The sequence below is a fragment of the Aedoeadaptatus urinae genome, assembly GCF_900155585.1.
In the GTDB taxonomy this organism is placed as follows: domain Bacteria; phylum Bacillota; class Clostridia; order Tissierellales; family Peptoniphilaceae; genus Aedoeadaptatus; species Aedoeadaptatus urinae.
Window position 1 is genome coordinate 240278 of the sequence record NZ_LT707416.1, and the last position, 24810, is coordinate 265087.

26 protein-coding genes and 1 tRNA gene are annotated in these 24810 nt (G+C 53.7%); 26 read left to right on the plus strand and 1 reads right to left on the minus strand.

Annotation, left to right across the window (positions count from 1 at the left end):
• Positions 1-8: 8 nt before the first annotated feature.
• From BQ7397_RS02000 to BQ7397_RS02075, 16 genes are all read left to right on the plus strand, one after another.
• Positions 9-1040: a DNA polymerase IV gene (locus tag BQ7397_RS02000; protein ID WP_234970555.1), complete on the plus strand. Its 1032-nt coding sequence runs from the start codon at positions 9-11 to the stop codon at positions 1038-1040.
• 8 nt (positions 1041-1048) lie between these two features.
• A complete protein-coding gene (locus BQ7397_RS02005; RefSeq protein ID WP_077074518.1) occupies positions 1049-1432 on the plus strand; it encodes a PaaI family thioesterase in 384 nt (127 codons plus the stop codon).
• Between the two features lie 9 nt (positions 1433-1441).
• Positions 1442-1858 (plus strand): hotdog domain-containing protein, encoded by a 417-nt coding sequence (locus tag BQ7397_RS02010; protein ID WP_077074519.1) that lies wholly within the window; start codon positions 1442-1444, stop codon positions 1856-1858.
• Complete coding sequence (locus tag BQ7397_RS02015) at positions 1848-2741, plus strand: DMT family transporter (RefSeq protein WP_077074520.1); 894 nt, start codon at positions 1848-1850, stop codon at positions 2739-2741. The genes BQ7397_RS02010 and BQ7397_RS02015 overlap by 11 nt, the downstream gene beginning before the upstream one ends.
• A gap of 92 nt (positions 2742-2833) precedes the next feature.
• Positions 2834-3736, plus strand: a complete 903-nt coding sequence (locus BQ7397_RS09420) for a zinc-ribbon domain-containing protein (RefSeq protein ID WP_077074521.1) — start codon at positions 2834-2836, stop codon at positions 3734-3736.
• A complete protein-coding gene (locus BQ7397_RS02025; RefSeq protein ID WP_077074522.1) occupies positions 3733-4383 on the plus strand; it encodes a DNA alkylation repair protein in 651 nt (216 codons plus the stop codon). The genes BQ7397_RS09420 and BQ7397_RS02025 overlap by 4 nt, the downstream gene beginning before the upstream one ends.
• Before the next feature lie 40 nt (positions 4384-4423).
• A complete protein-coding gene (locus BQ7397_RS02030) occupies positions 4424-5533 on the plus strand; it encodes a cysteine desulfurase family protein (protein WP_077074523.1) in 1110 nt (369 codons plus the stop codon).
• Entirely contained in the window at positions 5530-6603 is a 1074-nt protein-coding gene (mnmA, locus tag BQ7397_RS02035) for a tRNA 2-thiouridine(34) synthase MnmA (RefSeq protein WP_083703368.1), read from the plus strand. The genes BQ7397_RS02030 and mnmA overlap by 4 nt, the downstream gene beginning before the upstream one ends.
• A gap of 14 nt (positions 6604-6617) precedes the next feature.
• Positions 6618-7073: a MaoC/PaaZ C-terminal domain-containing protein gene (locus BQ7397_RS02040; RefSeq protein WP_077074525.1), complete on the plus strand. Its 456-nt coding sequence runs from the start codon at positions 6618-6620 to the stop codon at positions 7071-7073.
• Positions 7074-7276: 203 nt separating this feature from the next.
• On the plus strand, positions 7277-8605 hold the full coding sequence (gene brnQ / locus BQ7397_RS02045) for a branched-chain amino acid transport system II carrier protein (RefSeq protein WP_077074526.1): 1329 nt from the start codon (positions 7277-7279) through the stop codon (positions 8603-8605).
• A gap of 316 nt (positions 8606-8921) precedes the next feature.
• On the plus strand, positions 8922-10283 hold the full coding sequence (locus BQ7397_RS02050) for a sodium-dependent transporter (RefSeq protein ID WP_077074527.1): 1362 nt from the start codon (positions 8922-8924) through the stop codon (positions 10281-10283).
• A gap of 365 nt (positions 10284-10648) precedes the next feature.
• Positions 10649-12073, plus strand: a complete 1425-nt coding sequence (gene nhaC / locus BQ7397_RS02055) for a Na+/H+ antiporter NhaC (RefSeq protein ID WP_077074528.1) — start codon at positions 10649-10651, stop codon at positions 12071-12073.
• A gap of 3 nt (positions 12074-12076) precedes the next feature.
• Positions 12077-12616: a glycoside hydrolase family 73 protein gene (locus BQ7397_RS02060; protein WP_083703369.1), complete on the plus strand. Its 540-nt coding sequence runs from the start codon at positions 12077-12079 to the stop codon at positions 12614-12616.
• Positions 12617-12766: 150 nt separating this feature from the next.
• The gene (locus BQ7397_RS02065; RefSeq protein WP_077074529.1) at positions 12767-14893 is read left to right on the plus strand and encodes an adenosylcobalamin-dependent ribonucleoside-diphosphate reductase; all 2127 of its coding nucleotides are present in this window, start codon (positions 12767-12769) and stop codon (positions 14891-14893) included.
• Positions 14894-15113: 220 nt separating this feature from the next.
• A complete protein-coding gene (locus BQ7397_RS02070) occupies positions 15114-16259 on the plus strand; it encodes a peptidoglycan DD-metalloendopeptidase family protein (RefSeq protein WP_077074530.1) in 1146 nt (381 codons plus the stop codon).
• Positions 16260-16334: 75 nt separating this feature from the next.
• Positions 16335-16423, plus strand: a tRNA-Ser gene (locus BQ7397_RS02075).
• Positions 16424-16477: 54 nt separating this feature from the next.
• On the opposite strand, the gene BQ7397_RS02080 is transcribed toward BQ7397_RS02075, so the two are convergent.
• Positions 16478-17647, minus strand: coding sequence for a hypothetical protein (locus BQ7397_RS02080; protein ID WP_077074531.1), 1170 nt, complete (start codon positions 17645-17647; stop codon positions 16478-16480).
• A gap of 146 nt (positions 17648-17793) precedes the next feature.
• Here BQ7397_RS02080 and tpx point away from each other — a divergent pair, with 146 nt between their 5' ends.
• The 10 genes from tpx to BQ7397_RS08940 all read left to right on the plus strand — a co-directional run bounded on the left by tpx (position 17794) and on the right by BQ7397_RS08940 (position 24734).
• Positions 17794-18303, plus strand: coding sequence for a thiol peroxidase (tpx, locus tag BQ7397_RS02085; RefSeq protein ID WP_077074532.1), 510 nt, complete (start codon positions 17794-17796; stop codon positions 18301-18303).
• 2 nt (positions 18304-18305) lie between these two features.
• Positions 18306-18785: a 23S rRNA (pseudouridine(1915)-N(3))-methyltransferase RlmH gene (gene rlmH / locus BQ7397_RS02090; RefSeq protein WP_077074533.1), complete on the plus strand. Its 480-nt coding sequence runs from the start codon at positions 18306-18308 to the stop codon at positions 18783-18785.
• A 9-nt stretch (positions 18786-18794) separates the two neighbouring features.
• On the plus strand, positions 18795-18977 hold the full coding sequence (locus tag BQ7397_RS09280) for a CDIF630_02480 family spore surface protein (RefSeq protein ID WP_077074534.1): 183 nt from the start codon (positions 18795-18797) through the stop codon (positions 18975-18977).
• Positions 18978-19041: 64 nt separating this feature from the next.
• Positions 19042-19551, plus strand: a complete 510-nt coding sequence (locus tag BQ7397_RS02100) for a hypothetical protein (protein WP_077074535.1) — start codon at positions 19042-19044, stop codon at positions 19549-19551.
• On the plus strand, positions 19551-20312 hold the full coding sequence (locus BQ7397_RS02105) for an NADPH-dependent oxidoreductase (RefSeq protein WP_077074536.1): 762 nt from the start codon (positions 19551-19553) through the stop codon (positions 20310-20312). Before BQ7397_RS02100 ends, BQ7397_RS02105 begins: the two co-directional genes overlap by 1 nt.
• A 3-nt stretch (positions 20313-20315) precedes the next feature.
• Positions 20316-20732, plus strand: a complete 417-nt coding sequence (locus BQ7397_RS02110) for a hypothetical protein (protein ID WP_077074537.1) — start codon at positions 20316-20318, stop codon at positions 20730-20732.
• A gap of 233 nt (positions 20733-20965) precedes the next feature.
• The gene (locus BQ7397_RS02115) at positions 20966-22126 is read left to right on the plus strand and encodes an MFS transporter (RefSeq protein ID WP_077074538.1); all 1161 of its coding nucleotides are present in this window, start codon (positions 20966-20968) and stop codon (positions 22124-22126) included.
• A 44-nt stretch (positions 22127-22170) separates the two neighbouring features.
• Positions 22171-23235, plus strand: coding sequence for an FAD-dependent oxidoreductase (locus BQ7397_RS02120; RefSeq protein ID WP_077074539.1), 1065 nt, complete (start codon positions 22171-22173; stop codon positions 23233-23235).
• A 72-nt stretch (positions 23236-23307) separates the two neighbouring features.
• Entirely contained in the window at positions 23308-23892 is a 585-nt protein-coding gene (locus tag BQ7397_RS09285; protein WP_077074540.1) for a helix-turn-helix domain-containing protein, read from the plus strand.
• On the plus strand, positions 23802-24734 hold the full coding sequence (locus BQ7397_RS08940; protein WP_234970557.1) for an IS3 family transposase: 933 nt from the start codon (positions 23802-23804) through the stop codon (positions 24732-24734). The genes BQ7397_RS09285 and BQ7397_RS08940 overlap by 91 nt, the downstream gene beginning before the upstream one ends.
• The last annotated feature ends 76 nt before the right edge of the window (positions 24735-24810 follow it).

Genomic DNA, 24810 nt, shown 5'->3' on the forward strand with positions numbered 1-24810 from the left:
TGATTCATTTGGACATTTTACATGTGGATATGGACGCGTTTTTTGCCTCTGTTGAGATTCTATTGAATCCCGCTCTGAAAAACAAGCCCCTTGCCGTAGGCGGAAAGAATCCTTCGGGGATCGTCACCACGGCGAGCTACGAGGCACGTAAGTACGGGGTGCATTCCGCCATGCCCATGTTTATGGCGAGGAGTCTTTGCCCGAATCTCATCGTGGTGCCTACGAGAAAGGGCGTTTACGGCCGGGCGAGCCGAAAGGTCTTCGGCTATTTACACGACTACGGCTTTCCCATGGAGCAGGTGTCCATCGACGAGGCCTATTTGGATTTAACGGGGGCGGACAATCCCGAGGCCCTTGCGAAAACCATGCAGAGGGAAGTGAAGCGCCGCTTCGGCCTTTCCATGAGCTGCGGTTTGAGCTACAATAAATTTCTCGCAAAAATCGCCTCGGACATGGACAAGCCCGCGGGCTTTACCGTCATCGACCGGAAATGGGCGGCGCAGGTTATCGACGGCCTTCCCCTTTCAAGGATTCACGGTATCGGCGAGAAGACGGAAAGGCGCTTGAAGGAGCTGGGGATTCACAACGGGGCGGATCTGAAGGCCCTGGATCGGGATTTTCTGGAGGAGGCCTTCGGGAAACCGGGCCTGGAGCTTTACGACCGGGTGCGGGGCGAGGACCTGCGGCCCGTGGAGCCCGGCAGGAAGCGAAAATCCATCGGCACCGAGGAGACCTTCATCGAGACGCGGGACAGAAATTTTTTTAAAGAGCGGCTAAAGCGCTTCGCCGAGGAGACGGCCTTTCTCATGGAGAAAAAAGGCATCGTGGGCTACACCCTGACGGTGAAGCTCAAGACGTCGGATTTTCACACGCACACGAAATCTAAGACCTTCGGCCTGCCCCTGGAGGGGGAGGCGCTGCTGTTTCGAGAGGCGTGGGCCCTGTTTTGCGCCCTCTACGGCGGCGAAAAGCTGCGGCTTTTGGGTCTGAGTGTGTCGTCTTTAGAGGAGAATTACAGCAGGCAGCTGCGTTTTTTATAGGAGGAAGCATGGAAGAGTGGAGACAAAAAAGAGTGCGTGAAATTTTTCAGCGCTTTACGAGTCAGTTCGATCTGACGATTTTAGAGCACACGGACGAGCGTATTTATGCCCGCTGGCATGTAGACGAAAATTCGCTGAATCCGGAGGACATCGCCCACGGCGGGGCGGTTTATTCCGTGGCTGACGTGGTTTGCGCGGCTCTGGGCCTTAGGAACAATCACCTGCTCACCAAGAGCGTGAACTTTTATTACTTCCACTCCGTGCGCCTGGGAGATGCTTATATTCGCGGGAGCTTTCAAAAGGTCGGCAGCTACACCTCGGTGATGGAGATCGAAGTATGGCAGGAGGAGACGCTCTGCGCCAAGGGTCTATTTGACATGGCGAAGCTGTAGGGAGGAATCATGGCAGTATTTCATTATTTAGAAGAGGGCTTGGATCACCGCCTGATGGCGGATTCCGAGCTGAGTATAAAGGAGCAGGAGGGCGAGACGCTCACCGCCACCTGGAAGGTATGGCCCGGCGCCATTAATTCCGCCGGCACCTGCCAGGGCATGATCCACTTCGGCATGGCCGATGTGATCAGCGCCATTTTGTGTGACCGCAAAGGAGTGGTGGTGACCAAGGCCGCTTCCTGCTTCTACCACGCGCCCCTTTACGAGGGCGAGGTCACGGCCGAAGCCGCCTTCAACAAGCGGGGCAAGGTCAACGACAATGTGGAGGTGCGCTTTTTTCAAAGGGGCATCCTCTGCTATCAGGCAATTTTCAGTATGCACGCCACCGGCGTCACCTTAGACAAGGGAGGGGAAAATGAAGCGTAGTCAGGCCATTATGCTTTTGCTCTTAACGACGATTATCTGGGGCATGGGCGTGGTGGCACAGATCGCCGGCATGGACTACATTCATCCCTTCGCCTTAAATGTGCATCGCTCCTTGGCGGCGGCGCTGTTTCTTTTGATCGTGCTCCTCTTTATTCCGAAGCTGAGGGACGTGGGCACGGATCTTGAGGCAACCATCAAGGGCGGCATTTTATGCGGCATCTGTTTAAGCGTGGCCATGGCCCTTCAGCAATACGGCCTTCAATACACCACCGCCGGCAAGGGCGGTTTTATTACGGCCCTTTACATCGTCCTCGTGCCCATCGGCGGCATACTTTTACACCATCCCATTTCGAAAAAAACCTGGTTCGCCGTCCTCGTCGCCGCCGTGGGGCTGTACTTTATCAGCATGAAAAAAGGCGCGGGCTTTTCCATGGGCCGTGGAGATTTTCTGGTCCTTCTCTCCGCCGTGGCCTTCAGCGTCCATATTCTCGTCATCGACCGCTTCGCGCCCTATGTGGACGGCGTGGCCATGAGCTGCATTCAATTTTTTACGGCGGCGATACTGTCGCTGATTCTCGTTGTGTCTACCGGGGCCTCCCTCTTCGGCGAGTACACCAAGGCCCTGCCCGCCATATTATATTTGGGGATTTTATCGAGCGGCGTGGGCTTTACCCTGCAGATCATGGGCCAGCGCTACACGGAGCCCACCACGGCGAGTTTGATCCTGAGCCTGGAGGCGGTCTTTTCCCTCTTAGGGGGCATCATCCTCTTAAGCGAAGCCCTGACTGCCCGCGAGGCCTTCGGCTGCGTCCTTCTCTTCGTCGCCATACTTATCGCCCAGCTTCCCATGCCCAAGCTTCGAAAATCCTCGGAGAATAATTAAAAGAAAATTTTTAAAAGCCCCTTATCCGTGAAATAAAAAATCATCCTTCGGGTATAGATAAACCTAAAGGATCAGGTTAAGGAGGGAATGAAATGAAATGTCGTTATTGCGGTTATGAAAATGAGCCCGGTGTAAAATTTTGTGCGTCCTGCTCAACGCCCATGGTCTATCCCCTGGGCTACAAGCCCGAGGACGAGGCAACCGTTGAAAAGGCGGAGCCCGTGAAGGAAGCGCCGAAGGCCGAAGAAAAACCCGTGAAGGAAGTCGCTGAGGAAAAATCGGAAGCGAAGCCTGTAGAGAAAGTTGCCGAAGAAAAGCCGGCAGCACCGGAAGAAAAGGCGCCGGCTCGCGGGGAAGCGCCGAAAGAAAAAGAAGCGCCGGCTGAAAAACCGATCGAGGTCCCGGAAAAGGTCGAGGCCGCAGATGCCTATAAGGAATCGAAGCCTGTAGAGAAAGTTGCCGAAGAAAAGCCGGCAGCACCGGAAGAAAAGGCGCCGGCTCGCGGGGAAGCGCCGAAAGAAAAAGAAGCGCCGGCTGAAAAACCGATCGAGGTCCCGGAAAAGGTCGAGGCCGCAGATGCTTATAAGGAATCGAAGCCCGTGGACAAGCGCAAGAAACAGGCGCAAAAGCGGAAGAAAAAGGCGGAAAAGAAACCGGAAAAGGACGCAAGGGTTAGCGCCGAGGAAAAACGCCTGGAGCATCAAAGCCACAGCGCTAAGCCGGCGCCGAAAAAGGAAGCCCCGGAAAAGAAAAAACCGGAAGAAAAACCGGCTCCCGTAAAAGAAGCGCCGAAAAAAGAAGCCGCACCGGAAAAGAAAGCACCGGAAGGGTTGAAGGAAAAAGCAGTCGCTCCCGATAAAAAGGAAGCACCGGCCAAGGCACCGGAAAAGAAACCGGAAAGAAAGCCCGAGCCCAAGAAAGGCCGCATCAGCCCGGTCCTCGTGGCCATCGTCCTTTTGATTCTGCTCTTTATCATCTATAAAGCCGTGAAATGACGGCCTTGGAGGAAGCCCTGCGCGAGGCGGCCACAGAGCGGCACAAGGCATTTTTAGAGCGATTGATTCCCACGGTGTCCTCGGATACAATCATAGGCGTACCCATGCCCGCCTTGAGAAAGCTCGCCAAGAGCCTGGACGGGTCTTTTCTCGACGCCCTGCCCCATAAGAGCTACGAGGAGAATATCCTTCACGGCCTCTTGATCAATGGCGGGGCCTGCGAGGATGTCGCCCGTGCCCTGGACGATTTTTTGCCCTATTTGGATAATTGGGCCGTGGTGGATACCATGGACCCGCAGGAATTTTATCGGGGTGACTACAGGGATTATTATAAGACGCTAATGAAAGATTCCCGCCCCTTCGTATCCCGGCTGGGGATCGTCCTCGCCCTTCGCCACCTGGCGGAGGATCCTCGGGGGCTCATTCCCGCCGTAGCTGCCGTTAAGAGCGGCCCCTACTACGTGGACATGGCTATGGCATGGTTTTTTGCCGAAGCGCTCCTGCACGATGCAGAGGCCGTATTTACCCTGTTGGAATCCGAAGCACTGACGCCGTCGGTGCGTCGTAAAACCGTGAGGAAAATAAAAGAATCCTTCCGCGTTCCCGATGAACTGAAAATTCGGGCGGCGGCAGTAGGAAAAAAATAGACGGCTCCTTTCGGGGAGCTGTTTTTGTGAAAGGAGATCCATGATTTACTTCGACCACGCGGCCACCTGCCCCATGAGCGAAAGAGCCCTTGAGACCATGACCGCCCTCTTAAGAGAGGGCTACGGCAATCCCTCCAGCCCCCACCGCTTGGGGCGGGAGGCGAAAAACGCCTTGGAAGGCGCCCGATTGGACGTGGCGCAGCTCTTCGACCTGTCCATGAAAAACGTGATTTTTACGGGATCGGGAACGGAAGCCGACAACATCGCCATCATGAGCGCCTACAAAAACCGAAAAAAGAGTCCGGGCCACATGGTCACCACGGCCATGGAACACGAGGCCGTGCTGAAATGCGCCGAAGCCTTGGAAGAAAAGGGTGTAGAAGTGACTTACATCGCCCCGAATAAAAACGGCGTGGTCAGTGCCGAGGATGTCCTTGCCGCCGTGAGAGAGGACACTTTTTTGGTCAGCGTCATGGCGGTGAACAACGAAGTAGGCACCGTTCAGCCCCTGAAAGAGATCTCGGCGGGCCTCGACGGGGGCGTGCACCTTCACGTGGACGCCGTGCAGGCGGCGGGCCACCGACCGATGGACACCTACGCCTTTGCTCACACCGTGGCCATGAGCGGCCACAAATTTTACGGGCCCAAGGGCGTGGGGATTCTGCTTACGCGTAAGGAGCTCGAGCCCGTCATCTACGGCGGGGGACAGGAGCGGGGCATACGCAGCGGCACGGAAAATGTCCCCGCCATCTGCGCCATGGCAGAGGCACTAAAAGAGGCGGAGGCCCACAGGGAAGAGGACGCCGCCCACATGGACGAGCTGTCCCGCCGCTTGAGGGGAGGCCTGGAAGAAATTCAAGGCGTGGCGCTTACCGTCCCCGCCGCCGACGGACGCATCGTCCACGCCATGGTGGAGGGCATGGAACGGGACGTCCTCCTGTATCAGCTGGACCGCAGGGGCTTCGCCCTATCCGGAGGCAGCGCCTGTCAGGCCGGCGCCGCCACGGAAAGCCACGTCCTTCGCGCCATGGGCGTGGATCAGAAAAATCGGGCGCCTATGCGCCTGTCCCTGGGCAGGGAAAACACCATGGACGAAGTGGAAGCCTTTTTAAAGGCATTGAGAGAAATATTAGAAGGGAAGAGATCGTGAGTCGCATACTTGTCGCCATGTCCGGCGGCGTGGATTCCTCCGTCGCCGCCTACTTATTAAAAAAAGCCGGGCACGAATGCATCGGCGTCACCATGAAATTGTACGAAAATGACACCGTGGCCCATACCGGGCACACCTGCTGCTCCCTAGACGACATCGACGATGCCCGCATGGTTTCGGCGAAGCTGGGCATGGATTACTTCGTCTACGATTTTTCCGCCCGCTTCGAGGAAGAGGTCATCGACAAATTCGTCGCCTATTACGAAAAGGGCTGGACGCCCAATCCCTGCATCGACTGTAATCGCTACTTAAAATTCGAAGACCTATACAAGCGGGCGCGGGAGCTGGATTGCGACTACATCGCCACGGGCCACTACGCTCGCATTGAATACGACGAAAAATTAAAGCGCTACGCCCTTTTAAAGGGGCCCGACGAAAAGAAGGATCAATCCTACGTCCTCTATAGCCTGAGTCAGGAGCAGCTGGCCCACACCCTCTTTCCCTTGGGAAATTTGGAAAAGAGCGAGGTGCGAAAAATCGCCGAGGAGGCGGGCCTGGTCAATGCGAAGAAGCACGATTCCCAGGACATTTGCTTCGTCCCCGACGGCGACTACAAGGCCTTTTTGGAGCGCCGGGAAGATAAGACCTATGAAAAAGGCGACATCGTGGACGAGGAAGGCCGCGTCCTCGGCCGTCACGACGGCGCCGTGGGCTATACCATCGGCCAGCGCAAGGGCCTGGGCGTGGCCGCGGGCCACCCGGTCTACGTCCTGGATAAGGACATGGCGGAAAACCGCGTCGTCGTGGGAAATAAGGAAAGCCTGAAGAAGAAGGAGCTGGATGCCGTGGACTTCCACTGGCTCAGCGTCCCCGAAACCGACGAAATGAAAGTTACTGCCCGCACCCGCTACCACGGCAAGGAGACGGCGGCCACACTAATCGACAAAAAAGACGGGAAGATCACCTTGATCTTCGACGAGCCCCACGGTGCCATCGCCAAGGGCCAAGCTGTGGTCTGCTACGACGGAGAGAAAGTCGTGGGCGGCGGCACCATCGTCGATGCTCGCTGAGAAAGAGAGGCAAGATGTATTTAGAGGATTATTTAGAGGGCGTCACCTTTCAAATGCCTCCCGTTTCCTTAAGGTCAGAGGAAATCATAGACTACGCCCGCATCTACGATCCCAGACCCATTCACGTGGACCGGAGGGCGGCGGAGGCCGGTCGCTTCGGCGCCCTTATCGCCTCGGGCTTTCACACCTTAAACGCCTGTTGGGGCAAGTGGGTGCATACGAAATTAGATGAAGGCGGCCTCGTCGCCGGCATGGGCATGGATAATTTGCGCTGGTTAAAGCCCGTCTATGCTCATATGCCCCTTTACACCACCATCGTCGTGGATCACGTGGATGTCAGAAAGGGAGGTAAACACGGCGTCGTCCACATGCACGTGACGGTGCGGGACGAAAAGGGCGAAGCCGTTATGGAAATGGACATGTCCTTCCTCGCCGCGTACCGCGACGTAAAAAATAATCGGTACGAATAGGGGCGAAGCGATGATATACAATATATTGATCGTTTAATGTAAAATTAGGTCCTAAAAATTTTCAAATTTTGTGTTGATTTTCCAAAATCATTTTGGGAAATCAAGGCATTTTCCGATAAAACAATCAAAATGACTGCTTTCGTAGAGATTGCCTTCAATATTCTGTATAATGAATCTCGTATTGAATTTTGAGGAGTGTATATATGAAAAGCAGTAAATCAAAAGACGTCATTGTCATCGGCTTCGCGCTGTTCGCTATCTTTTTCGGCGCGGGCAATCTAATCTTCCCTCCCTTTTTGGGCTTCCAAGCCGGGGATTCGTGGACATCGGTTATGGCAGGCTTTCTCCTTGCCGACCCGGTCATTCCCATCATCACCCTGGTAGTCACTATTTTTGCCGGCGGCAAGGCCGTGGACCTGGGACGGCGGGTCAATCATCCCTTCGCCGTGATCCTGGCTACCGCAGGCATGGTCAGCGTCGGCCCGGTCTTCGCCATTCCCCGTACGGCGGCGACGACCCACGAGGTCGGGATCCTTCCCTTCTTTCCCGGCGCGCCGATTTGGTTGACCTCGGGTATATTTTTCGCCATTACCTTTGCCCTGTCCATTCGGGAAACCGGGGTTATCGACATTATCGGCCAATACATTACGCCGGTGCTGCTCGTCTTCTTAGGTTTGATTATCGCAAAGGCCGTGATCCATCCCATCGGCCCCGTTGTTCCCGTAGAAGGCACGGGCTTCTTTACCGAAGGGATTAAGGAAGGCTATCAAACCATGGACGCCATGGTCGCTCTTTTGTGTACCTCCATCGTTACCGGCGACTTGATTCGAAAGGGCTACGGCGGCGCAACGAAGAAGGAAAAGCAAATGATGATCATCAATGTCTGCGTCCTGGCCATGGTTCTGCTGTTCGTCATCTACGGCGGTCTGACCTACGTCGGCGCACAAGGAGGTACCCACTTCCCCAAAGATGCCACCCGCGTTGAAATACTCGTGGGATGTGTCGGCATGCTTTTAGGTAGATGGGGCCAAGTCGCCCTTGCCGTGGCCGTGAGCCTGGCCTGCTTAACGACGGCAGTCGGCTTAACCTCCGCTGCCGGAAACTTCTTTAACTCCGTCTCCGGAGACAAGTGGCGGTACGAATACGTCGTCCTCGCTTCCGTCCTCGTCAGCTTCGTCTTGTCCTTGGTGGGCGTCGAAGGCATTATCGGCCTGGCAGGCCCGGTCCTCGACATCGTCTATCCCGCCATTATCGCCATGTCCTTCATTATGATCTTCGATCGTAAAATCAAGTACGACGGCACCATTATCGGCATGGCTGTCGGCACCATTATCGCTGCGTCATTCACGACGATTTACAATGCCACCGGATCCTTCGAAGGGGCTGCGAAAATTGTCGAAAGCATGCCCTTGGCTGAATTCGGATTCAGCTGGCTCCTCCCCGGCATCGTCGGCGCCTTTGTGGGCACCATTTGCGGCGTCATGGGTATGGGCAAAACCCGGGACGATCACGACATCAAGCCTGCTTTCTAAAATTAATTTTAAGATAGCATAATGCGCACTTCGGTGCGCATTTTTTGTTGCCTAAAAAAATTTCCGGTGTGGTTCGGAAAACGTTCGACAAGTGATTTTCCCCCTTTTCGGCTATTTCATCTCATTCCGCTTAATAAATTTCGGCGACGGGGAAAACAGATGACATCTTTTTGCAAATATTATCACCCAAATAATAAATTTTCTTTAAAAATGCATTGATTTTAAGAAAATCTACTGATAGAATAAGAATACAATATAACGTTTATGGAGCACGCTCCACAGATGTTGTTGCAATTTGTTGTGAAAGGATGATTTTATGGAAAATCAAAAAGATCGTGGCTCTTTCAGTAAGATTGGTTTTATCCTCGCTGCTGCAGGCTCATCCATTGGTTTAGGGAATTTATGGAAGTTCCCCTACTTGACGGGTCAAAACGGTGGGGGCGTGTTCGTCGTCATCTACTTGATTATCATTGCAACAATCGGCTTTACTTGCATGTTGGGCGAAATGGCCATCGGCAAGTACACGAAACTCAATCCTATCGGCGCATATAAGAAAATCGCGTCGAAATGGAAATTTGTAGGCGTCTTGGGAATTTTGGTTCCCTTTATGATCGTTACTTATTACAATATCATCGGCGGATGGGTTCTGAAGTATATCGTGGAATCCGTTATGGGTCATCTTCCCGGAATCGCCGGCGATTCTGAAAACTTTTTCACCTCTTACGTTTCCAGCGGTGGAGCTCCTATTTTCTTCACCCTGCTCTTTGTTATCATCAATGCCATCATTATTCAAGCAGGCGTCTCCTCCGGGATTGAACGGGCATCGAAGGTTCTTATGCCTACCCTGTTCGCTTTGTTAATCGTCATCGCCATTCGTTCGGTCACCCTTCCCGGAGCCGGAGCAGGCTTGGAATTCTACTTAAAACCCGACTTCTCTAAATTGACACTCGGTACGGTAACGGCTGCACTGGGGCAATGTTTCTTCTCCTTGAGTCTTGGGATGGGTGCTATGATTACCTACGGCTCGTATTTACCGGATTCCAGTAACATCGAAAAAGACTCCATTGTCGTTCCTCTATTAGACACCTGCGCAGCACTGCTCGCCGGCTTTGCCATTCTGCCCGCAGTCTTCGCATTCGGCTTCGAACCTTCCGCGGGTCCCGGCCTTATCTTTATCACGCTGCCCGCCGTATTCGACTCCATGCCTTTAGGCTCCCTGTGGGCTGTTATCTTCTTTATCCTGGTTCTCTTTGCAGCCATCACCTCGTCGGTTTCCTTGATTGAAAACCCGACCTCTTGGCTCATCGACTCCTACGATATGGACAGAAAAAAGGCTACCTGGCTCGTATGCTTCATCGCTTTCTTAATCGCCATCCCCGAAGCACTGTCTATGGGTATCTGGAGCGGAATTACCTTCCCGCCCATGGCAATGAACTTCTTCGACGAAGTCAGCTACATCGCAGAATCCATCCTCATGCCCGCTGCCGGTTTCTTTATGTGTATCGTCATCGGCCACGTTTGGGGTATGGACAACTTTGAAAAAGCCGTCACCAATAACGGAGAATTCCCCTTCAAGAGCAAGGGCTTCGTCTCCGTCATGATTAAATACATCGCTCCCTTCGCCATCCTGTGTATCTGGCTGAACTCCAGCGGTATCTTAGGCTTATTCATGAAATAAAATTTAACAGAATATACAAGGATTTCTTGACCCCCGACGATCGGTTTTTCGGAGCCCGCCGTCGGGGGTCTTTTTATGGTCTTGAGCGGTTGCCTTGTTTAATAGGCCGATCGTTATGTCGGGTGAAACGTGAAATAAAAAATTTTCCGCGCGTCCCTCCGGCAAAAGGGAAGCGTGAATGCATTGGGTTCGATTCAAAGCGGTGCGCATCTCTTTTCTGCGGATTTATTTCAGAAAATACAAGATTAGGAAAAATTACGGCGAGGGAAAGTCATTTCTGTGGCAAGCGGCGATGTTTTATATTATAATGACTTCAACTATTGACACTTGCTAATGCAGTAAAGTTACCGGGAGGAGGACCCTTCATGAATGACAATTATGCGCCGAGGAAGGCGAAGCTGTGGGAGGCCCTGACGGTCTTTCTCGGCCTCGTGGTGATTATGTGCGTGAGTATTTTAAAATTTAAGATCGAGCCGCACATTCCCATGTTTATCGGCGTGATCTTTGCGGCCTTAATGGCTTTATTTATCGGCTACCGATGGGATGATATCGAAAAGGCCATGGTGCGGGGGATCTCCCAAGCCCTGCCCTCGGTGATGATTTTAATCACCATCGGGATTTTAGTGGGTATCTGGATCGCCACCGGCGTCGTGCCTTCCATGATTTATTACGGTTTGGGCATTTTAAAGCCCTCGATTTTTCTCGTCGCGGCCTGCGTGATCTGCTCCATTACCTCCCTTGCCACGGGAAGCAGCTGGGGTACGGCGGCTACCATGGGGATCGCCCTTATGGGGATCGCTCAAGGCTTGAACATACCGGCTCCGGTTACCGCCGGCGCCATTTTGTCCGGCGCCTATTTCGGGGACAAGATGAGCCCTCTGTCGGATACGACGAATCTGGCCCCCGCCATGAGCGGCACCGACGTCTTCACCCACGTGAAGGCCATGATCAAGCCCACCATGGTGACCTATGTCCTTACCCTGGTTATCTTCGCCTTCTTAACCGGCCGCTACGTCAGCTCGACGGGTGCTGCGGACACCTCGGGGATCACGGCATTGCAGGAAGGCTTGAAGAGCACCTTTGTCATCAGCCCTCTCTTACTCCTTCCGCCCATTGTGGTTATCGTCACCATCGCCTTTAAGCTGCCGGCGCTTCCCGGCATCGTGTTGGGCATCGTGGTAGCCACGCTGATCGGCCCGATTATTCAGCCCACCGTGGGCCTTAACGAAATTTTAGGCAGCGGCATGAACGGCTACGTGTCCGAAACGGGCATCGAAAGCCTGGATAAGCTTTTAACCGCCGGCGGGCTGATGAATATGATGCAGTCCGTGTCCCTGACCCTAATCGCCATGATGTTCGGCGGCATCGCCGAGGAGACGGGGCAAATGGAGGTCATCGTCAAGACCTTGGTTCAGGGAATTCGTTCCGTGACGGGCCTCGTCAGCGCCACTCTCTTGACCTGCCTTCTGTCCAATATGACCATGCCGGAGCAATACATTTCTCTCGTCGTGCCGGGGCGCATGTTTGCACCGGAATACCGGCGCCGGGGCCTGCACCCGAAGCTCCTCTCCTCCACCCTGGAGGCATCGGGGACGGTGACCAGCTGCCTCGTGCCGTGGAATACCTGCGGCGTCTATATGAAAGGCGTGCTCCACGTCTCGCCCTTGGCCTATATGCCCTTCGCCGTCTTCAACTACCTCATGCCCTTTGTGGTCATCATTATGACCGCCATGGGGAAAAATGTCTTCTACATTAAGGACGATCCCGACACGGTGATCGAGGTGGAATAAATCGTGAAAAAGAGAAAGCGGGCTCTCCTCCTCGCCATGGCCTTCGTGGCGGCCCTTCTGTTTTTTCTCAGACCCCGCTACGAGCCCGATCGGGCGTCGATATTAAGCCGGGAAGATTTTTTCGCGGAGTTCGCCCCTCTGGCACAGGAAGTGGGGAAGAAGTACGAGCTCTACCCCTCGGTGATTTTGGCCCAGGCGGCGGTGGAATCGAATTTCGGCGAAAGTGAACTGTCGAAGCATTACAATAACTACTTCGGCATCAAAGGCAAGGGCGTCGTCCTTCCCACCATGGAGATAGAGGGGGAGACGGAAAAAATGGTGAAGGACGGCTTTCGCACCTACGGCTCCGCCCGGGAGAGCTTTTTCGACTACGGCAAGCTCATCGCCAAGGCGCCTCGTTACGAGACCGTGCGCAGGGCGGAAAGTGCCGAGGCTTATGCCAAGGCCCTGTACCCGGCGGGCTACAGTACCAATCCCCACTACGGCGACATTTTGATTCGAACCATAAAGGCCTACAACCTAAAAGCCTACGACGAAAACTGAGACGCTTCGGCGTCTTTTTTATTTGAAAAAAATCGTCTTGAAAATCCGTCGCCCATGACGTAGTATTAAATCATGTACTACATTTTGAGGTAAGCAGAAACTTAACCACTATATGTTGATAACATGTGGATAAATAAAAGGAGGAAAAGGATGAAGGTTCGCAAGCGTAACGGGAATGTGGTGGACTTCGACGCAGAAAAAATCGTCGTCGCCGTACAAAAAGCCATGGCGGAAACGGACAAGGGCGTGGACGAGGAAGCGGCCCGTGCCGTAGCCCGAGAGGTGACGGAAAAATTCGATGGCAGCGATGCCATCGACATCGAAGCCATTCAGGACGCCGTGGAAATTTCCTTGATGACGAAGGATCCGGCGGCGGCAAAAAAATACATTCTCTACCGGGAAGAACGCGCCCGCCTGCGGGAACACGGCTGGGACATGACGGATCTGCAGCGGGACATTTACGAGAAGAAATACCGCTTCGATTCGGAAAACTTCGAGGGCTTTCTGGAGCGGGTCTCCGGAGGCAACTCCGCCATTAAAAAGGCCATTGCCAATAAGGAATTTATGCCTGCCGGGCGGATTTTGGCCGGCCGCGGTCTCGATGCCTTCGGAAAAAAGATCACCCTGTCCAATTGCTACGTCATGCCCCAGGTAGAGGACAATATCGAATCCATTTACGACACGGCGAAGTGGATGGCGCGCACCTACAGCTACGGCGGCGGCGTGGGCCTCACCTTAAACAAGCTTCGTCCCAAGGGTGCCAGAGTCAACAACGCCGCCTCCTCCACCACGGGGGCCGTGAGCTTTATGGACCTCTACTCCCTAACTACGGGCCTTATCGGCATGCGGGGCCGTCGCGGCGCCCTTATGCTCAACATGGACGCCTCCCACCCGGACATTATCGACTTCATTAATGTAAAGAAGGATTTGGATAAGGTCACCAGCGCCAATATTTCTGTCAACTGCGGCGACGATTTCTTCGAGGCCTACAAAAAGGACGAGCCCTTTACTTTAAAATTCGACGTGGAAGCCACCGGGGAAAAAATCCGAAGAGAAGTCAGCGCACGGGAGATGATGCACAATTTGGCTCTGAACAACTGGGATATGGCCGAGCCCGGCGTCCTCTTTAAGGACCGAATCAATTCCTGGCACATTATGAGCGAAGACGACACCTTCGAATACGCCGGGGTGAATCCCTGCGCGGAAGAGCCCCTGCCCGCCTTCGGCTCCTGCAATCTGGCCAGCATAAACTTAGGGGAATTTGTAAAATATCCCTTCAGCAAATTTGCCCGCTTCGAATTTGAATCCTTCGGCCGACTGGTGCGGGAGGGCGTCATCTATTTAAACGAGGTGCTGGACGAAAACATGAACCTCCACCCCTTGAAGGAGCAACGGGAGCTGTCTCGTGATCTGCGTCAAATCGGCCTGGGGATTATGGGCGTCGCCGACATGTTCATTAAAATGGGCGTGAAGTACGGCTCCTCGGAATCCTTAAACCTCATCAATCAAATCGGCCGGGTCCTCGTCAACGAAGCCCTGCGCCAATCCGCCCTTTTGGCGAAAAAAGACGGCCCCTTCCCCCGCTACAGAAAAGACAAGGTGCTGGCCAGTGAATTTATTCGCTCCAATGCCGACGAAGACGTGATGGCTCTTATCGAAGAGCACGGCCTGAGAAATTCTCAGCTCCTCACCATCGCGCCGACCGGCTCCATCTCCACCCTAATCGGCTGCAGCAACGGCGTGGAACCCATCTTCCAAATCAGCTACGTGAGAAAATCCGAATCCCTCCATGCCGAAGACACCTACTACACGGTGTATACGGAGATCATTCGCAAGCTGATGGAGGCTCAGAATCTGTCGACGGAGGAAGAGCTGCCCGACTACGTCATCACCACCTCCAATTTAAATTACCGGGACCGGATCAACGTCCAATCCACCTGGCAGCAATTTATCGACGCCTCTATCTCCTCCACGGTGAACGTGCCCAATGAATTCAGCGTGGAGGACGTGGAAGACCTTTACGTTTACGCCTGGGAGCGGGGACTGAAGGGCATCACCATTTATCGCGACGGCTGCGCCAGAAGCGGCATTTTGATCACCAAGGATAAGAAGGATCCCACCGATCGCATCAAAGAGCTGCAGGACGAATTAAACCGGGAGATCGCCAAGCAAATGACGGAAAATCCCGACACCTGCCCCATGTGCGGCGGCACCATGAACCACTCGGGCGGCTGCGCCGAGTGCCAGGACTGCGGCTACAGCCCCTGCGCCATCTAAGAAAAATACAACCTGACAGACACGAAAAGCGAAGGTCGAGCCTTCGCTTTTTTTTACGTATTTATGACTTTTGTCATGAAACTGTCATCTTTTTGTAGTATTAAAGCCATAGACAAGGGGCGGTTCTCTGTTATAATATCCCTCGTGCTCTAAAAGAGTTACAAATTAGTAACGAAGCCTGAGAGGTTTCATATAGATAAAATTAGAAAGCGAGACAGAGATGAACAAGATGAATCGAACGATAAAAGTAAGCGCCCTGGCGGCGATGATGGCGGCGGGTTTGGTTTACAGCCCGGCCTTTGCCCAAGGGAATGCCCCCGCGGAAGCCAAGGCGGCGGCCGTTGTCGCGGAAAGTGAAAAGAAGGGGGATGTCGTCGCCGTATACATAGGCGATAAGGCGGTCTTTAATTTAAAGAGTGCCGCCGATTACGATGCCCTCATGAAGAAAATCGAAAACCACTTTAAGGCCCAAGGCGCTACCGTCCGCCGCATGGACATCGAGCCCGCCATGAAGGCCGAACCCGCCAAAGGGGATGTGACCCTTACCGTGGACGAAGCCTTTAAGGCCCTCTTAACCGGCGGCAGAGAAGAGGTCGTCTACATGGCCGAGGGAACGGAATCCCTGGAATCCGTGGCGAAAAAATTCAACATGACCGTGGACGAAATCAAAGCGTTAAACGTCAACTGGGAGGATCCCCTGCACAAGGGCTCCAAGATCAATGTCTTAAAGGCGGCGCCTATGATTACCGTCACCTTGGATCAGGAAGTGAAGGCTCAAGCAACCGTGGCTTTTAAAACCGTGGTGAGAGAAGACGCCAATCAATTGAAGAGCGTGAAAAAGGTCGAACGTGCCGGAAAGGCCGGCGTCGTGGAAACCACCACGGCCCTTCAATCGAAAAACGGCAAGGTCATTTCCTCGGTCACGGAAAGCAGCCGCCTGGTTCAAGAGAGCGTGGATCAAGTCGTCGTCGTAGGCACCAAAGAAGGCGTGGCCACGGGCAACTTCATTAAGCCCACGGTCGGCCGCCTCTCTTCCCCCTTCGGTCCCCGCTGGGGCCGCTTCCACTACGGCATCGACCTGGCCAATCGCACGGGCACCGATGTCATCGCGGCAGACGGCGGCGTCGTCACCCGCGCAAGCATGGCGGGAAGCTACGGCAACCTCATAATCATCGATCACCAAAACGGCACCTCCACCCGCTACGCCCACCTAAGCGCCTTTAACGTCAAGGTCGGAGACGTGGTGGCACAGGGACAATCCATCGGCAAGATCGGCTCCACCGGTCGCTCCACCGGCCCCCACCTGCACTTTGAGGTGCGCGTCGGCGGCGTGGCAAAAAATCCCTTAAACTATATTAAACTGTAAAGAACAGCCTAGACAAAAACGACTTTTAAAACGGGGAAAATTCCTGTATAATAGATTCGTTAAGTCAATAGGCGTGGAGCGGTATCGAAGTGGTCATAACGGGGCTGACTCGAAATCAGTTTGCCTTCACGGGCACGTGGGTTCGAATCCCACCCGCTCCGCCAAATAAAAACGACCCTTTGCTGAAACGGCAAGGGGTCGTTTTTTCATGTCTGCATTTATTTTTTCAGTGGCAGCTTGTCCTTCAGGACGTCGGCTTTTTTCAAGGCTTCGGAGCCTAGCTTGTTCAGACCCGGGCCCATATCGTCCCAAGCCCAGGTGGCGGGGACCTTTCTGAATTTGTAGTCGCTGATGATTTTCATGAGGCCCATGTGGCCGGTTTTTAAATAGCTGCCGACGGCCCGCATGTCGTTGAAGCCGTCCTTGAAGTGGCAGTTCGTGTCCGATTGAAAGAAAATCTTGGGCACTTCCTCCCCCGTGGCGTCGAGGTAATAGAGGTAGGGCAGCTCGAAGCCCAGGTGGCTGTAGAGCTCCGTCTCGGGGGGAAAGGCGGTGTCGGCGCCGGTAATATAGACCTTGCGGCTGAACTCGTCCCGCTTGTAGCGCACGTGGATCAGCCCGCGAAAGCCCGCCTCCTTCAGCCGGGGATGGACCAGGCCGATGAGCTCGGGGATCCACTTCTGCTTCATGTAGGTGGCCTCGCCTATATTTTCCGGCCATTGGCGCAGCACTTCGGCGGTGACGAAGCCCGCCAGCTCGCCGCCCTTGCCGTAATAGAGCACGGCGGAGGAATTGTCCGAGGCATCGCCGGGAATGAAGCGTTGGGCGACATAGCTTTCGGGATCGGAAATTTCTTCAAGGGCCCGGGACAGGGCGCCGGGGCTCGGTATAAATTGCGCCGGATGGGAAAGATCACCGGCCTTTAAGCTGCGCTTTCGAATGAGGCAGGGAAAGCCGACGGTGGTGGCGATTTTCAGCTCTGTGGCCTGGAGAGTTTCTCCGTCTAAAGCCACGGTAGCCGGCATTAAATCGTCGAATAGATCCGTTGATCCGCGCCAAAAAATCCCCTCCGGGCTCTCGGCGGGAAAGCGGAAATATTTTTTCAAGAGAGAAAAGTGCTGCGCCACAAAGGCGGCCCAGGCGGGGGATGTCGGAAAGAGCACTGGCGGCTCGCCCTCTTCGGAAAGGGCGATAAGGCTGTTTAAAAGGACCTCGTCCGCTCCCTCTTCGAGAAGGACGGCGTCTTTCGTGTAGCGGCTGATGCCGTAGTCCGAGGGAAGAATGTCCACGGTGCGCACCGAAATGCCGTGGCGACCTAAATTGCGAATAATGGCTAATGATGTATGAGAACGCCCGTCTAAGACCAGGGCGGAAGAATTGAAAGTCATAATGCCTCCTGTTCTATATCTATCATACCGCATCGGCGGGACTTTGGCGCGGCGAAAAAAATAAAATTGCTTGCGATTCTGTGTTTGTTTTGTCTAAATTAGGATATACATGTACTGTATGAACCAATGAGTTTAGGAGGTACATTATGTCCAGAGAAAACATTACATTTGGCGGAAACGCCATCAACATTTTAGGCAAAGAAATTAAAGTCGGCGACAAAGCCCCGGATTTTGTTGCGGTAAACAACGACTTAAGTCCCTTTGAATCCAAGGAATTAAACGGTACCGTACGTATTTACTCCGTCGTTCCGTCAATCGATACCGGCGTCTGCTCCATTCAAACGGGCAACTTTAACCAAATGGCTACGGATTTAGGCGATAACGTTCACGTCATCACCATTTCCAACGACCTGCCCTTCGCACAAGAACGCTTCGGCGCCGCTGAAGGCATCGACCGCGCCAAGCTCGTCAGCGACTATCAAATCTGCGACTTCGGCAACAAATACGGCTTCTTAATCGAAGGCCTGCGCCTTTTGACCCGCGGCATCGTCATCGTCGGCAAAGACGACAAGGTAAAATACGTTGAATACGTCCAAGAAGTGACCAATCACCCGGACTACGACAAAGCCCTTGAAGAAGTGAAGGCATTGATCTAAGGATGCGTATTCAGGTACTGGCCCTGGGAAAGTTAAAGGACCGCGCCTTGGATGCCTTGGTTTCGGAGTATGTGAAGCGCTTAAGGCCCTACGTCCCCACACATGTCGTGGAGCTGAAGGACGAGCGCGCTCCGGAAAGCCTGTCGGCCAAAGAGGCGGAAGGGGTTCTTCAACGGGAGGGCGAGCGCCTGCTCGCAAAAATAAAACCGCAGGACAGGGTAATCGTCCTGGCGGTGGAGGGAAAGCAGGTGGATTCACCGGCTTTTTCAAAAAAATTGTACGATTTCATTGAAACGACCGACGGGGATGTGGTCTTTGTCATCGGAAGCAGCATGGGACTTTCGCCCGCCGTGAAGGCGCGGGCCGATTGGCTCCTGTCTTTTTCCGAAATGACCCTGCCCCACACCCTCATGCGCGTCGTCTTAATGGAACAAATATATCGGGCTGCGCGAATTCACGCCGGCCACGTGTACCACAAATAGGAGGATGTAATGTCTAACAAAGAAGAAAAAGCAAAATCCAGAAGAGAACAAGAAAACCAAAACAATGAACAAGCGCCCGCATCGGACATTTACGGCAAAGTAGCCGGCAAGGATCCGGAAACCGGCGTCGAAATCCCCACAGACGAAGCCGTTAAAGAATCCATGAAATGGATAAACGAAAACGCAAAATAAGCGTTGAATGCAGAAGGTACCGGCACAGTCGGTACCTTTTCTTTTTAAAGAGATGGGAGAAGCTATGGCACAGGGAAATCGCGCCTATTACTTATATACGGATCGCCTCCCCGACGAGGAAGGCTTTTTAGCCGTGGAGGAAGCCTATCGCTCTCGCCTGAAGGCGGGAGACGGCCTGTGGCTCGTGGGAGAGAAGCACCGCCTCTACTCTGTGGACGGGATCACCGACGAAGGCGTCTATTTAAGCGAGCAGGCCTCCGATGAGGAGGAATTTTTCGACCCCTCACAAATTCGTCTACCCGCCATGCGGGAGAGCGCGGCCCTGATGCCCATGGCCGAGTCGCCCTTTGCCGTGGAAGTGGAACATGTGGAGGGCGGTCCCGGGGAAATGGTCATCGAACTTTACGGCAAAGACGAAGGCGGGCTCTTCAAAACCACATCCGATGAAGAAGACGCCTATCTGGCCGAATCCCTAAAGGGTCTTCTGCGCATGCAGATCAAGACCATGGAGTCCACGGCGGAAATCGGCAATCTGTGGATTCGCCGGCTGAAGGAAAAACAAAGGAGGAAGTAATGGCGGATAGAAAGTTGTTCGAAAAGCAATTAAGCCACGTGACCATTCGGGAATTTACGAAGGAGCCCGTGGATCCGGAGCTGGTGGAGCTATTGAAGGACGTGGCCAATCACACGGCCACATCTACGGGGATGCAATCTTATTCCATTATTCGCATCGTCGATGAGAAAAAAAGACAGGCCCTGGCTCAAATCGGCGGGCAGGATTACATCGCCCGGGCGCCGGAGTTGTGGGTCTTTATCGTGGACGTCTACCGCAACAGCCGCATTGCCCGGGAACAGGGCTTTGAGCTCGCAGCCGAGGCGGACAGCGACCGCTTCTTCCAAGGCTTTACCGACGCGGTTCTGGCGGGGCAAAACGTCACCAACGCCATCGAGGCGGCGGGCCTGGGGGCCGTGTATTTGGGAAGCATTTTAAACGACGCCCGCGCCGTCATCGAGCTCTTGGACCTGCCCAAGCTCACCTTCCCCGTCTTCGGTTTGGGCTTCGGCCATCCCGCTCAAGCGCCGCAGCTCAAGCCCCGCATGCCCATGGAGCTGAAGTGCTTTACCGACAGCTATGTGGTACAGGACAGTTACATGGAAGCCATCGCCGATTACGACGAAGAAATGCAGACCTATTACGATTTAAGGGATGCGAACCGGCGGGTGGATTCCTTTTCGAAGCAAGTGGTGGCCCGCTTACAGGGTGCCTCAAAAAACCGCGCCGCTCTCGCCGAAATCGCCGAAGAGCAGGGCTTTCATTTAGTAAACAGGAGATAGGTCATGCTTGATTTAAAACAGGGAAATACGGAAATCCACGTGGAAATTTTGGAATTCGAGTACCCGCCGGGCTGGGGCGTGGGCACGGGCTTCAGCACCGATTACTTGATTACGAAAATCGAAGGGCTGCACGACGGCGCGCCCTTTGAGGCGGAAGACAGCTTCTTTAAATTCGAAGAGCTCGCCGCCATTTACGACGAGTGCATTCGCATTTTAGACGGGGACAGCTTCGGCTTTGAAGCCGTCATCGAAGACAAGCGGCTGGGCTTTTACGTGGAAATCGAAGAGGGCATGCTCTCCGTCACCATGAATTTCTTAAACGGCGAGCTGATTTCCGTCAACGAAAAACAAACCCCGGTGGAATTTCGCGCCATGACCCATGGCATTTACGACGCCCTTCGCGCCCTTATGGGCATTTAAAAATCCGGTAAGAAATAGATAAAGAACCCTTGACGGCATGATTGATTCATGTGATAATGACTATATCGATGGACGAATGTGCCGACTTACTCCTAGCTATAAGTTTAAATACTTAGAGTTGTTTCTTACTTACTGTTGCTTACCAAAAATCGGAATGGCATACCATCGAGTCGGCGTCAAGCCGGGAAAAGTGACCCGCGGGTCACTTTTTTTGTGGAAAATTCGAGGTGATTATGAAAAACAAGCCGTCAATTTATCGCACCGCCCTGCCCCTGTACTTCACCTATTTTATTCACGGCATCGGCGTATCCATTCTCTCTCAATACAAATCCGCCCTGCAAAGCGCCTGGGGCGCGGCGGATATTTCCGCGGTGATTCAGGTCATCGCAGCCCTGGGCCTGGGCCGCCTCGTGGCTCTGCCTATATCCGGCTATGTGTCGGACCGGCGGGGGCGAAAGACCTCCGGCCTTTGGGGCGTCTTTCTCTACGCCCTGTACTTTTTCGGAATCGCCTATGCGCCCTCGGCAAAGGCCGCCTACGCCGCGGCGATCATCGGCGGCATGGCCAATTCCTTTTTGGATACCTGCGTCACCCCTACGGTCATGGAGCTCTTTAAGGAAAAGGGCCCGCGGGCCAATATGTTTACGAAATTCGCCATGTCTTTGGGCCAATTCGTGCTGCCCTTTGTCATCGGCTTTTTTGCCGCAAAATCCTTAAGCTACACCGCCGTCTTTAGCCTCTTCGGCGCGCTTATCGCCGTGGACGGCCTCTTGATCTTCACGGCGGCCTTTCCCGATGAAGGGGAAAAAGCGGCGAAGGACAAGGGCCCCATGGGCCTACGGCGGGGCATCGTGCCCGTGGTGCTCATGGGATTTACCGCCACCGCCACCTTCACCCTGTGGCTCAACTGCAATCAGGAGCTGGGCAGCCTCTACGGCATGCAGGACCCATCCATGATTCAGTCGGTTTATGCGGCGGGGACCATCGTCGCCGTCCTGGCCACGGCCTTCGTGGTGCTGAAGAAAATCGATACGGAAGATGTCCTCGTCCTTTACCCGGCCTTGTGTTTCTGCGCCCTCGCCTATACCTACTTCGTGAAGAGCCCCGTATCGCCTTTAATCGGCGGCTTCTTCATCGGCTACGGCGGCGCCGGCGGCGTGCTTCAGCTGGTGGTGGCGGAAGCCAACGGCCTCTACGAGGAGCATAAGGGAAAGATCACCTCCGTGGTCATGATGGCATCGTCCCTCGCCAATTACGTGGTCCTCGCCGCGGCGGGAGCCATTACCGCCGCCTCAGGCACACAGGGGCCCGAGCGGGTGGTGCTGTTAAACATGGCCATTACCGCCGCAAGCGTCCTCCTCGCCCTGGTGATTCGAAAGGGAAAGACGAAATAAGATAGAACCATTCGGCAATTTTCTGTGAAAAGAAGGGAGCGGGAATGAAACATCTGGTATTGGCGGGAGGCGGCCACGGCCACATCCTCCTCTTAAAGAAATTTGCGAAAAAGCCCCTTTGCGGCGTGGAAGTCACCTTAATCACCGATTACCCCAAGCAGTACTACTCCGGCATGCTGGCAGGCTATGTGGAAGGCATCTATTGTGAAGAAGAAATGGCCTTCGACGTGAGGGCCCTGGCCGAGGCGGCGGGGGTCAATTACATCGAGAGCGATATTCGCACTATAGACAGAGAAAAAAACGCGGTGATCACCGATTCCGAGGATATCACCTACGACATCCTCTCCATGAATCTGGGCGTGCGCTCTCAGGAGCCCTTTCTTTTGGAGAAAAGGGAAGCGAGCTATGTCAAGCCCATCGCCCGCACCGTGGCATTTAAAAAGCAGCTGGATAAGGCGAGTGGGCTGAAAGAAAAGCGGCTGGTCATCGTCGGCGGCGGGGCATCCGGCGTGGAGCTGGCCCTGGCGCTGAAAGCCGCCTATGATTTCCGCGAAGTTCTCTTGCTCACCTCCGGTGAAGTGGCGAAAAACATGAATACCGCCTCCAGGGAAAGGCTGCGCCGCCTCTTGAAGGACAAGGGCATCGACCTTTACGAATCCACCACGGTCCGCGGGGTGGACGGGGAGAAAGTGCAGGCGGAGGACGAAGCCTACGCCTACGACTACTTAATCCTCTCTACGGGCTTTACCGGCGTGGAGGTGGAGTACAAGGGCTTTGACGTTACCGAATCCAATTACGTCTACGTGGATTCTTATTTAAAGGCGGCGCCCAATGTCTTCGCCATGGGGGACATGGTCACATTGAAAGATCGGCCCCGCTTGCCCAAGGCCGGGGTCTTCGCCATACGCCAGGCCCCGGTGCTTTACCACAATCTCATGAAGACCTTGGCCGACGAGTGCGGCCTTCGCACCTACACCCCTCAGGAAAATTACCTGCAGATCATTAACGGCGGCGGAAAAAAAGCCCTGTTCAATCGCGGGTCCTTTTCCCTTTACGGCCACATACCCTGGCTCATTAAAGACATGATCGACCGACGCTACATGAAATAAAAAGAACCGACGAGGCCTATGCACTGACCCCCAAAAGTTGGACCAAGAAATCCAACCTTTGGGGGTCTTTTAATGGCAAAATACAGTTATGAATTGAAGAGGAAAATCGTCGAAGAATACTTGTCAGGGAAGACAAGCTATCTCGTCTTAGAAGATAAATATCAGATTGGCGAATCGCAGATCAGACGCTGGGTCAACAATTACAAACATTTTGGCGATGAAGGCTTAATACGCTCTAGAAATAAACGCTCGTACAGTGTAGAGTTTAAGTTAGAAGCCATTACACGTTACGAAACGAGCGAATGTAGTTACCAACAATTGGCCCTTGAACTCGGTTTGACGAATCCGTCCATGATCGCCAAATGGCACAGTCAGTATCGAAAGGAGGGCATTGAGGGGCTGCAATCACATAAGCGAGGGAGACCTGTGACGAAGAAAGACGCCTGCAATCAACCACCGAAGTCTGCAACTAAGAAGGAGCCTCTTGATGCAAGCTCACGTGAGGCATTGGAAAACCGCATCAAAGAATTAGAAGCGGAGAATCGGAGGCTCACCATTCAAAAGATATATCTGGAGGAGCTAAGGAGTTTGGTGAGGGAAGAAAAAATGAGAAAAAGGCGAGGATCGTCGCCAAACTCCGAGAACAATTCCAACTAACAGAGATACTCGCTGCCATCAACTTTCCCAAATCCACCTTTATGTATTGGCAGAAAAAGTGGAGCGAAGAAGACAAAGACCAAGCGTTAAAAGACGAGATCCTCGCCATTCGGCGCGAACACAAAGACTACGGCTACCGCCGGATCCATCTGGAGCTGAAGAACCGGGGCCAAGTGGTAAACAAAAAGAAAGTTCAACGACTGGTTCAAGACATGGGCCTTCAAGTCCACGCCTACGGTAGGAAATACAAGAAGTACAACTCCTACAAAGGCGTCGTCGGCAAAATTAAGAAGAATCGAATCAATCGACGCTTCAACACCTGTATCCCCTACCAAAAAATTACCACCGACACCACAGAATTCAAATACTACATCGAAGATCAAACCGGGAAACTTCAAACAAAGAAACTCTATCTCGATCCATATATGGACATGTACAATCTGGAAATCATCAGCTACGTCCTCTCCGACCAACCCAACGGCGTCACCATGCTACGAGGCTTAGAAGAAGCCATCGAACGAACCAACGGTTGCCCCTACCGGCGCACCTTCCACTCCGATCGTGGTTGGGGCTACCAAATGACCGCCTATCAAGCCATGCTGAAAAAGCATCACATCTTCCAGAGCATGTCGAGAAAAGGCAACTGCTACGACAACGCACCCATGGAAAACTTCTTTAGTGTGCTGAAAAGAGAAATCTACGACGGTTACGTCTACCGAAGCCGGCAAGAACTCGTGCGGGCGATCGAACGTTTTATCCGCTACTACAACAACGATCGAATCAAAGAAAAGTTGGGTGGCTTGAGTCCGAAGCAATACCGTGAACGAATGAAATCCGCATAGAACGAATGTTATGTAAAACAAAATCGAGCAAGCGAAATGCTTACTCGATTAAGTCCAACTTTATGGGGTCACTCTA

Excerpts from the sequence above, each read along its gene's own strand:
- BQ7397_RS02005 (WP_077074518.1), top strand. The coding sequence starts at position 1,049 with ATGGAAGAGTGGAGACAAAAAAGAGTGCGTGAAATTTTTCAGCGCTTT.
- BQ7397_RS02010 (WP_077074519.1), top strand. The coding sequence starts at position 1,442 with ATGGCAGTATTTCATTATTTAGAAGAGGGCTTGGATCACCGCCTGATG.
- BQ7397_RS02015 (WP_077074520.1), top strand. The coding sequence starts at position 1,848 with ATGAAGCGTAGTCAGGCCATTATGCTTTTGCTCTTAACGACGATTATC.
- BQ7397_RS09420 (WP_077074521.1), top strand. The coding sequence starts at position 2,834 with ATGAAATGTCGTTATTGCGGTTATGAAAATGAGCCCGGTGTAAAATTT.
- BQ7397_RS02025 (WP_077074522.1), top strand. The coding sequence starts at position 3,733 with ATGACGGCCTTGGAGGAAGCCCTGCGCGAGGCGGCCACAGAGCGGCAC.
- BQ7397_RS02030 (WP_077074523.1), top strand. The coding sequence starts at position 4,424 with ATGATTTACTTCGACCACGCGGCCACCTGCCCCATGAGCGAAAGAGCC.
- BQ7397_RS02040 (WP_077074525.1), top strand. The coding sequence starts at position 6,618 with ATGTATTTAGAGGATTATTTAGAGGGCGTCACCTTTCAAATGCCTCCC.
- brnQ (WP_077074526.1), top strand. The coding sequence starts at position 7,277 with ATGAAAAGCAGTAAATCAAAAGACGTCATTGTCATCGGCTTCGCGCTG.
- BQ7397_RS02050 (WP_077074527.1), top strand. The coding sequence starts at position 8,922 with ATGGAAAATCAAAAAGATCGTGGCTCTTTCAGTAAGATTGGTTTTATC.
- nhaC (WP_077074528.1), top strand. The coding sequence starts at position 10,649 with ATGAATGACAATTATGCGCCGAGGAAGGCGAAGCTGTGGGAGGCCCTG.
- BQ7397_RS02065 (WP_077074529.1), top strand. The coding sequence starts at position 12,767 with ATGAAGGTTCGCAAGCGTAACGGGAATGTGGTGGACTTCGACGCAGAA.
- BQ7397_RS02070 (WP_077074530.1), top strand. The coding sequence starts at position 15,114 with ATGAACAAGATGAATCGAACGATAAAAGTAAGCGCCCTGGCGGCGATG.
- BQ7397_RS02080 (WP_077074531.1), bottom strand. The coding sequence starts at position 17,647 with ATGACTTTCAATTCTTCCGCCCTGGTCTTAGACGGGCGTTCTCATACA.
- tpx (WP_077074532.1), top strand. The coding sequence starts at position 17,794 with ATGTCCAGAGAAAACATTACATTTGGCGGAAACGCCATCAACATTTTA.
- rlmH (WP_077074533.1), top strand. The coding sequence starts at position 18,306 with ATGCGTATTCAGGTACTGGCCCTGGGAAAGTTAAAGGACCGCGCCTTG.
- BQ7397_RS09280 (WP_077074534.1), top strand. The coding sequence starts at position 18,795 with ATGTCTAACAAAGAAGAAAAAGCAAAATCCAGAAGAGAACAAGAAAAC.
- BQ7397_RS02100 (WP_077074535.1), top strand. The coding sequence starts at position 19,042 with ATGGCACAGGGAAATCGCGCCTATTACTTATATACGGATCGCCTCCCC.
- BQ7397_RS02105 (WP_077074536.1), top strand. The coding sequence starts at position 19,551 with ATGGCGGATAGAAAGTTGTTCGAAAAGCAATTAAGCCACGTGACCATT.
- BQ7397_RS02110 (WP_077074537.1), top strand. The coding sequence starts at position 20,316 with ATGCTTGATTTAAAACAGGGAAATACGGAAATCCACGTGGAAATTTTG.
- BQ7397_RS02115 (WP_077074538.1), top strand. The coding sequence starts at position 20,966 with ATGAAAAACAAGCCGTCAATTTATCGCACCGCCCTGCCCCTGTACTTC.
- BQ7397_RS02120 (WP_077074539.1), top strand. The coding sequence starts at position 22,171 with ATGAAACATCTGGTATTGGCGGGAGGCGGCCACGGCCACATCCTCCTC.
- BQ7397_RS09285 (WP_077074540.1), top strand. The coding sequence starts at position 23,308 with ATGGCAAAATACAGTTATGAATTGAAGAGGAAAATCGTCGAAGAATAC.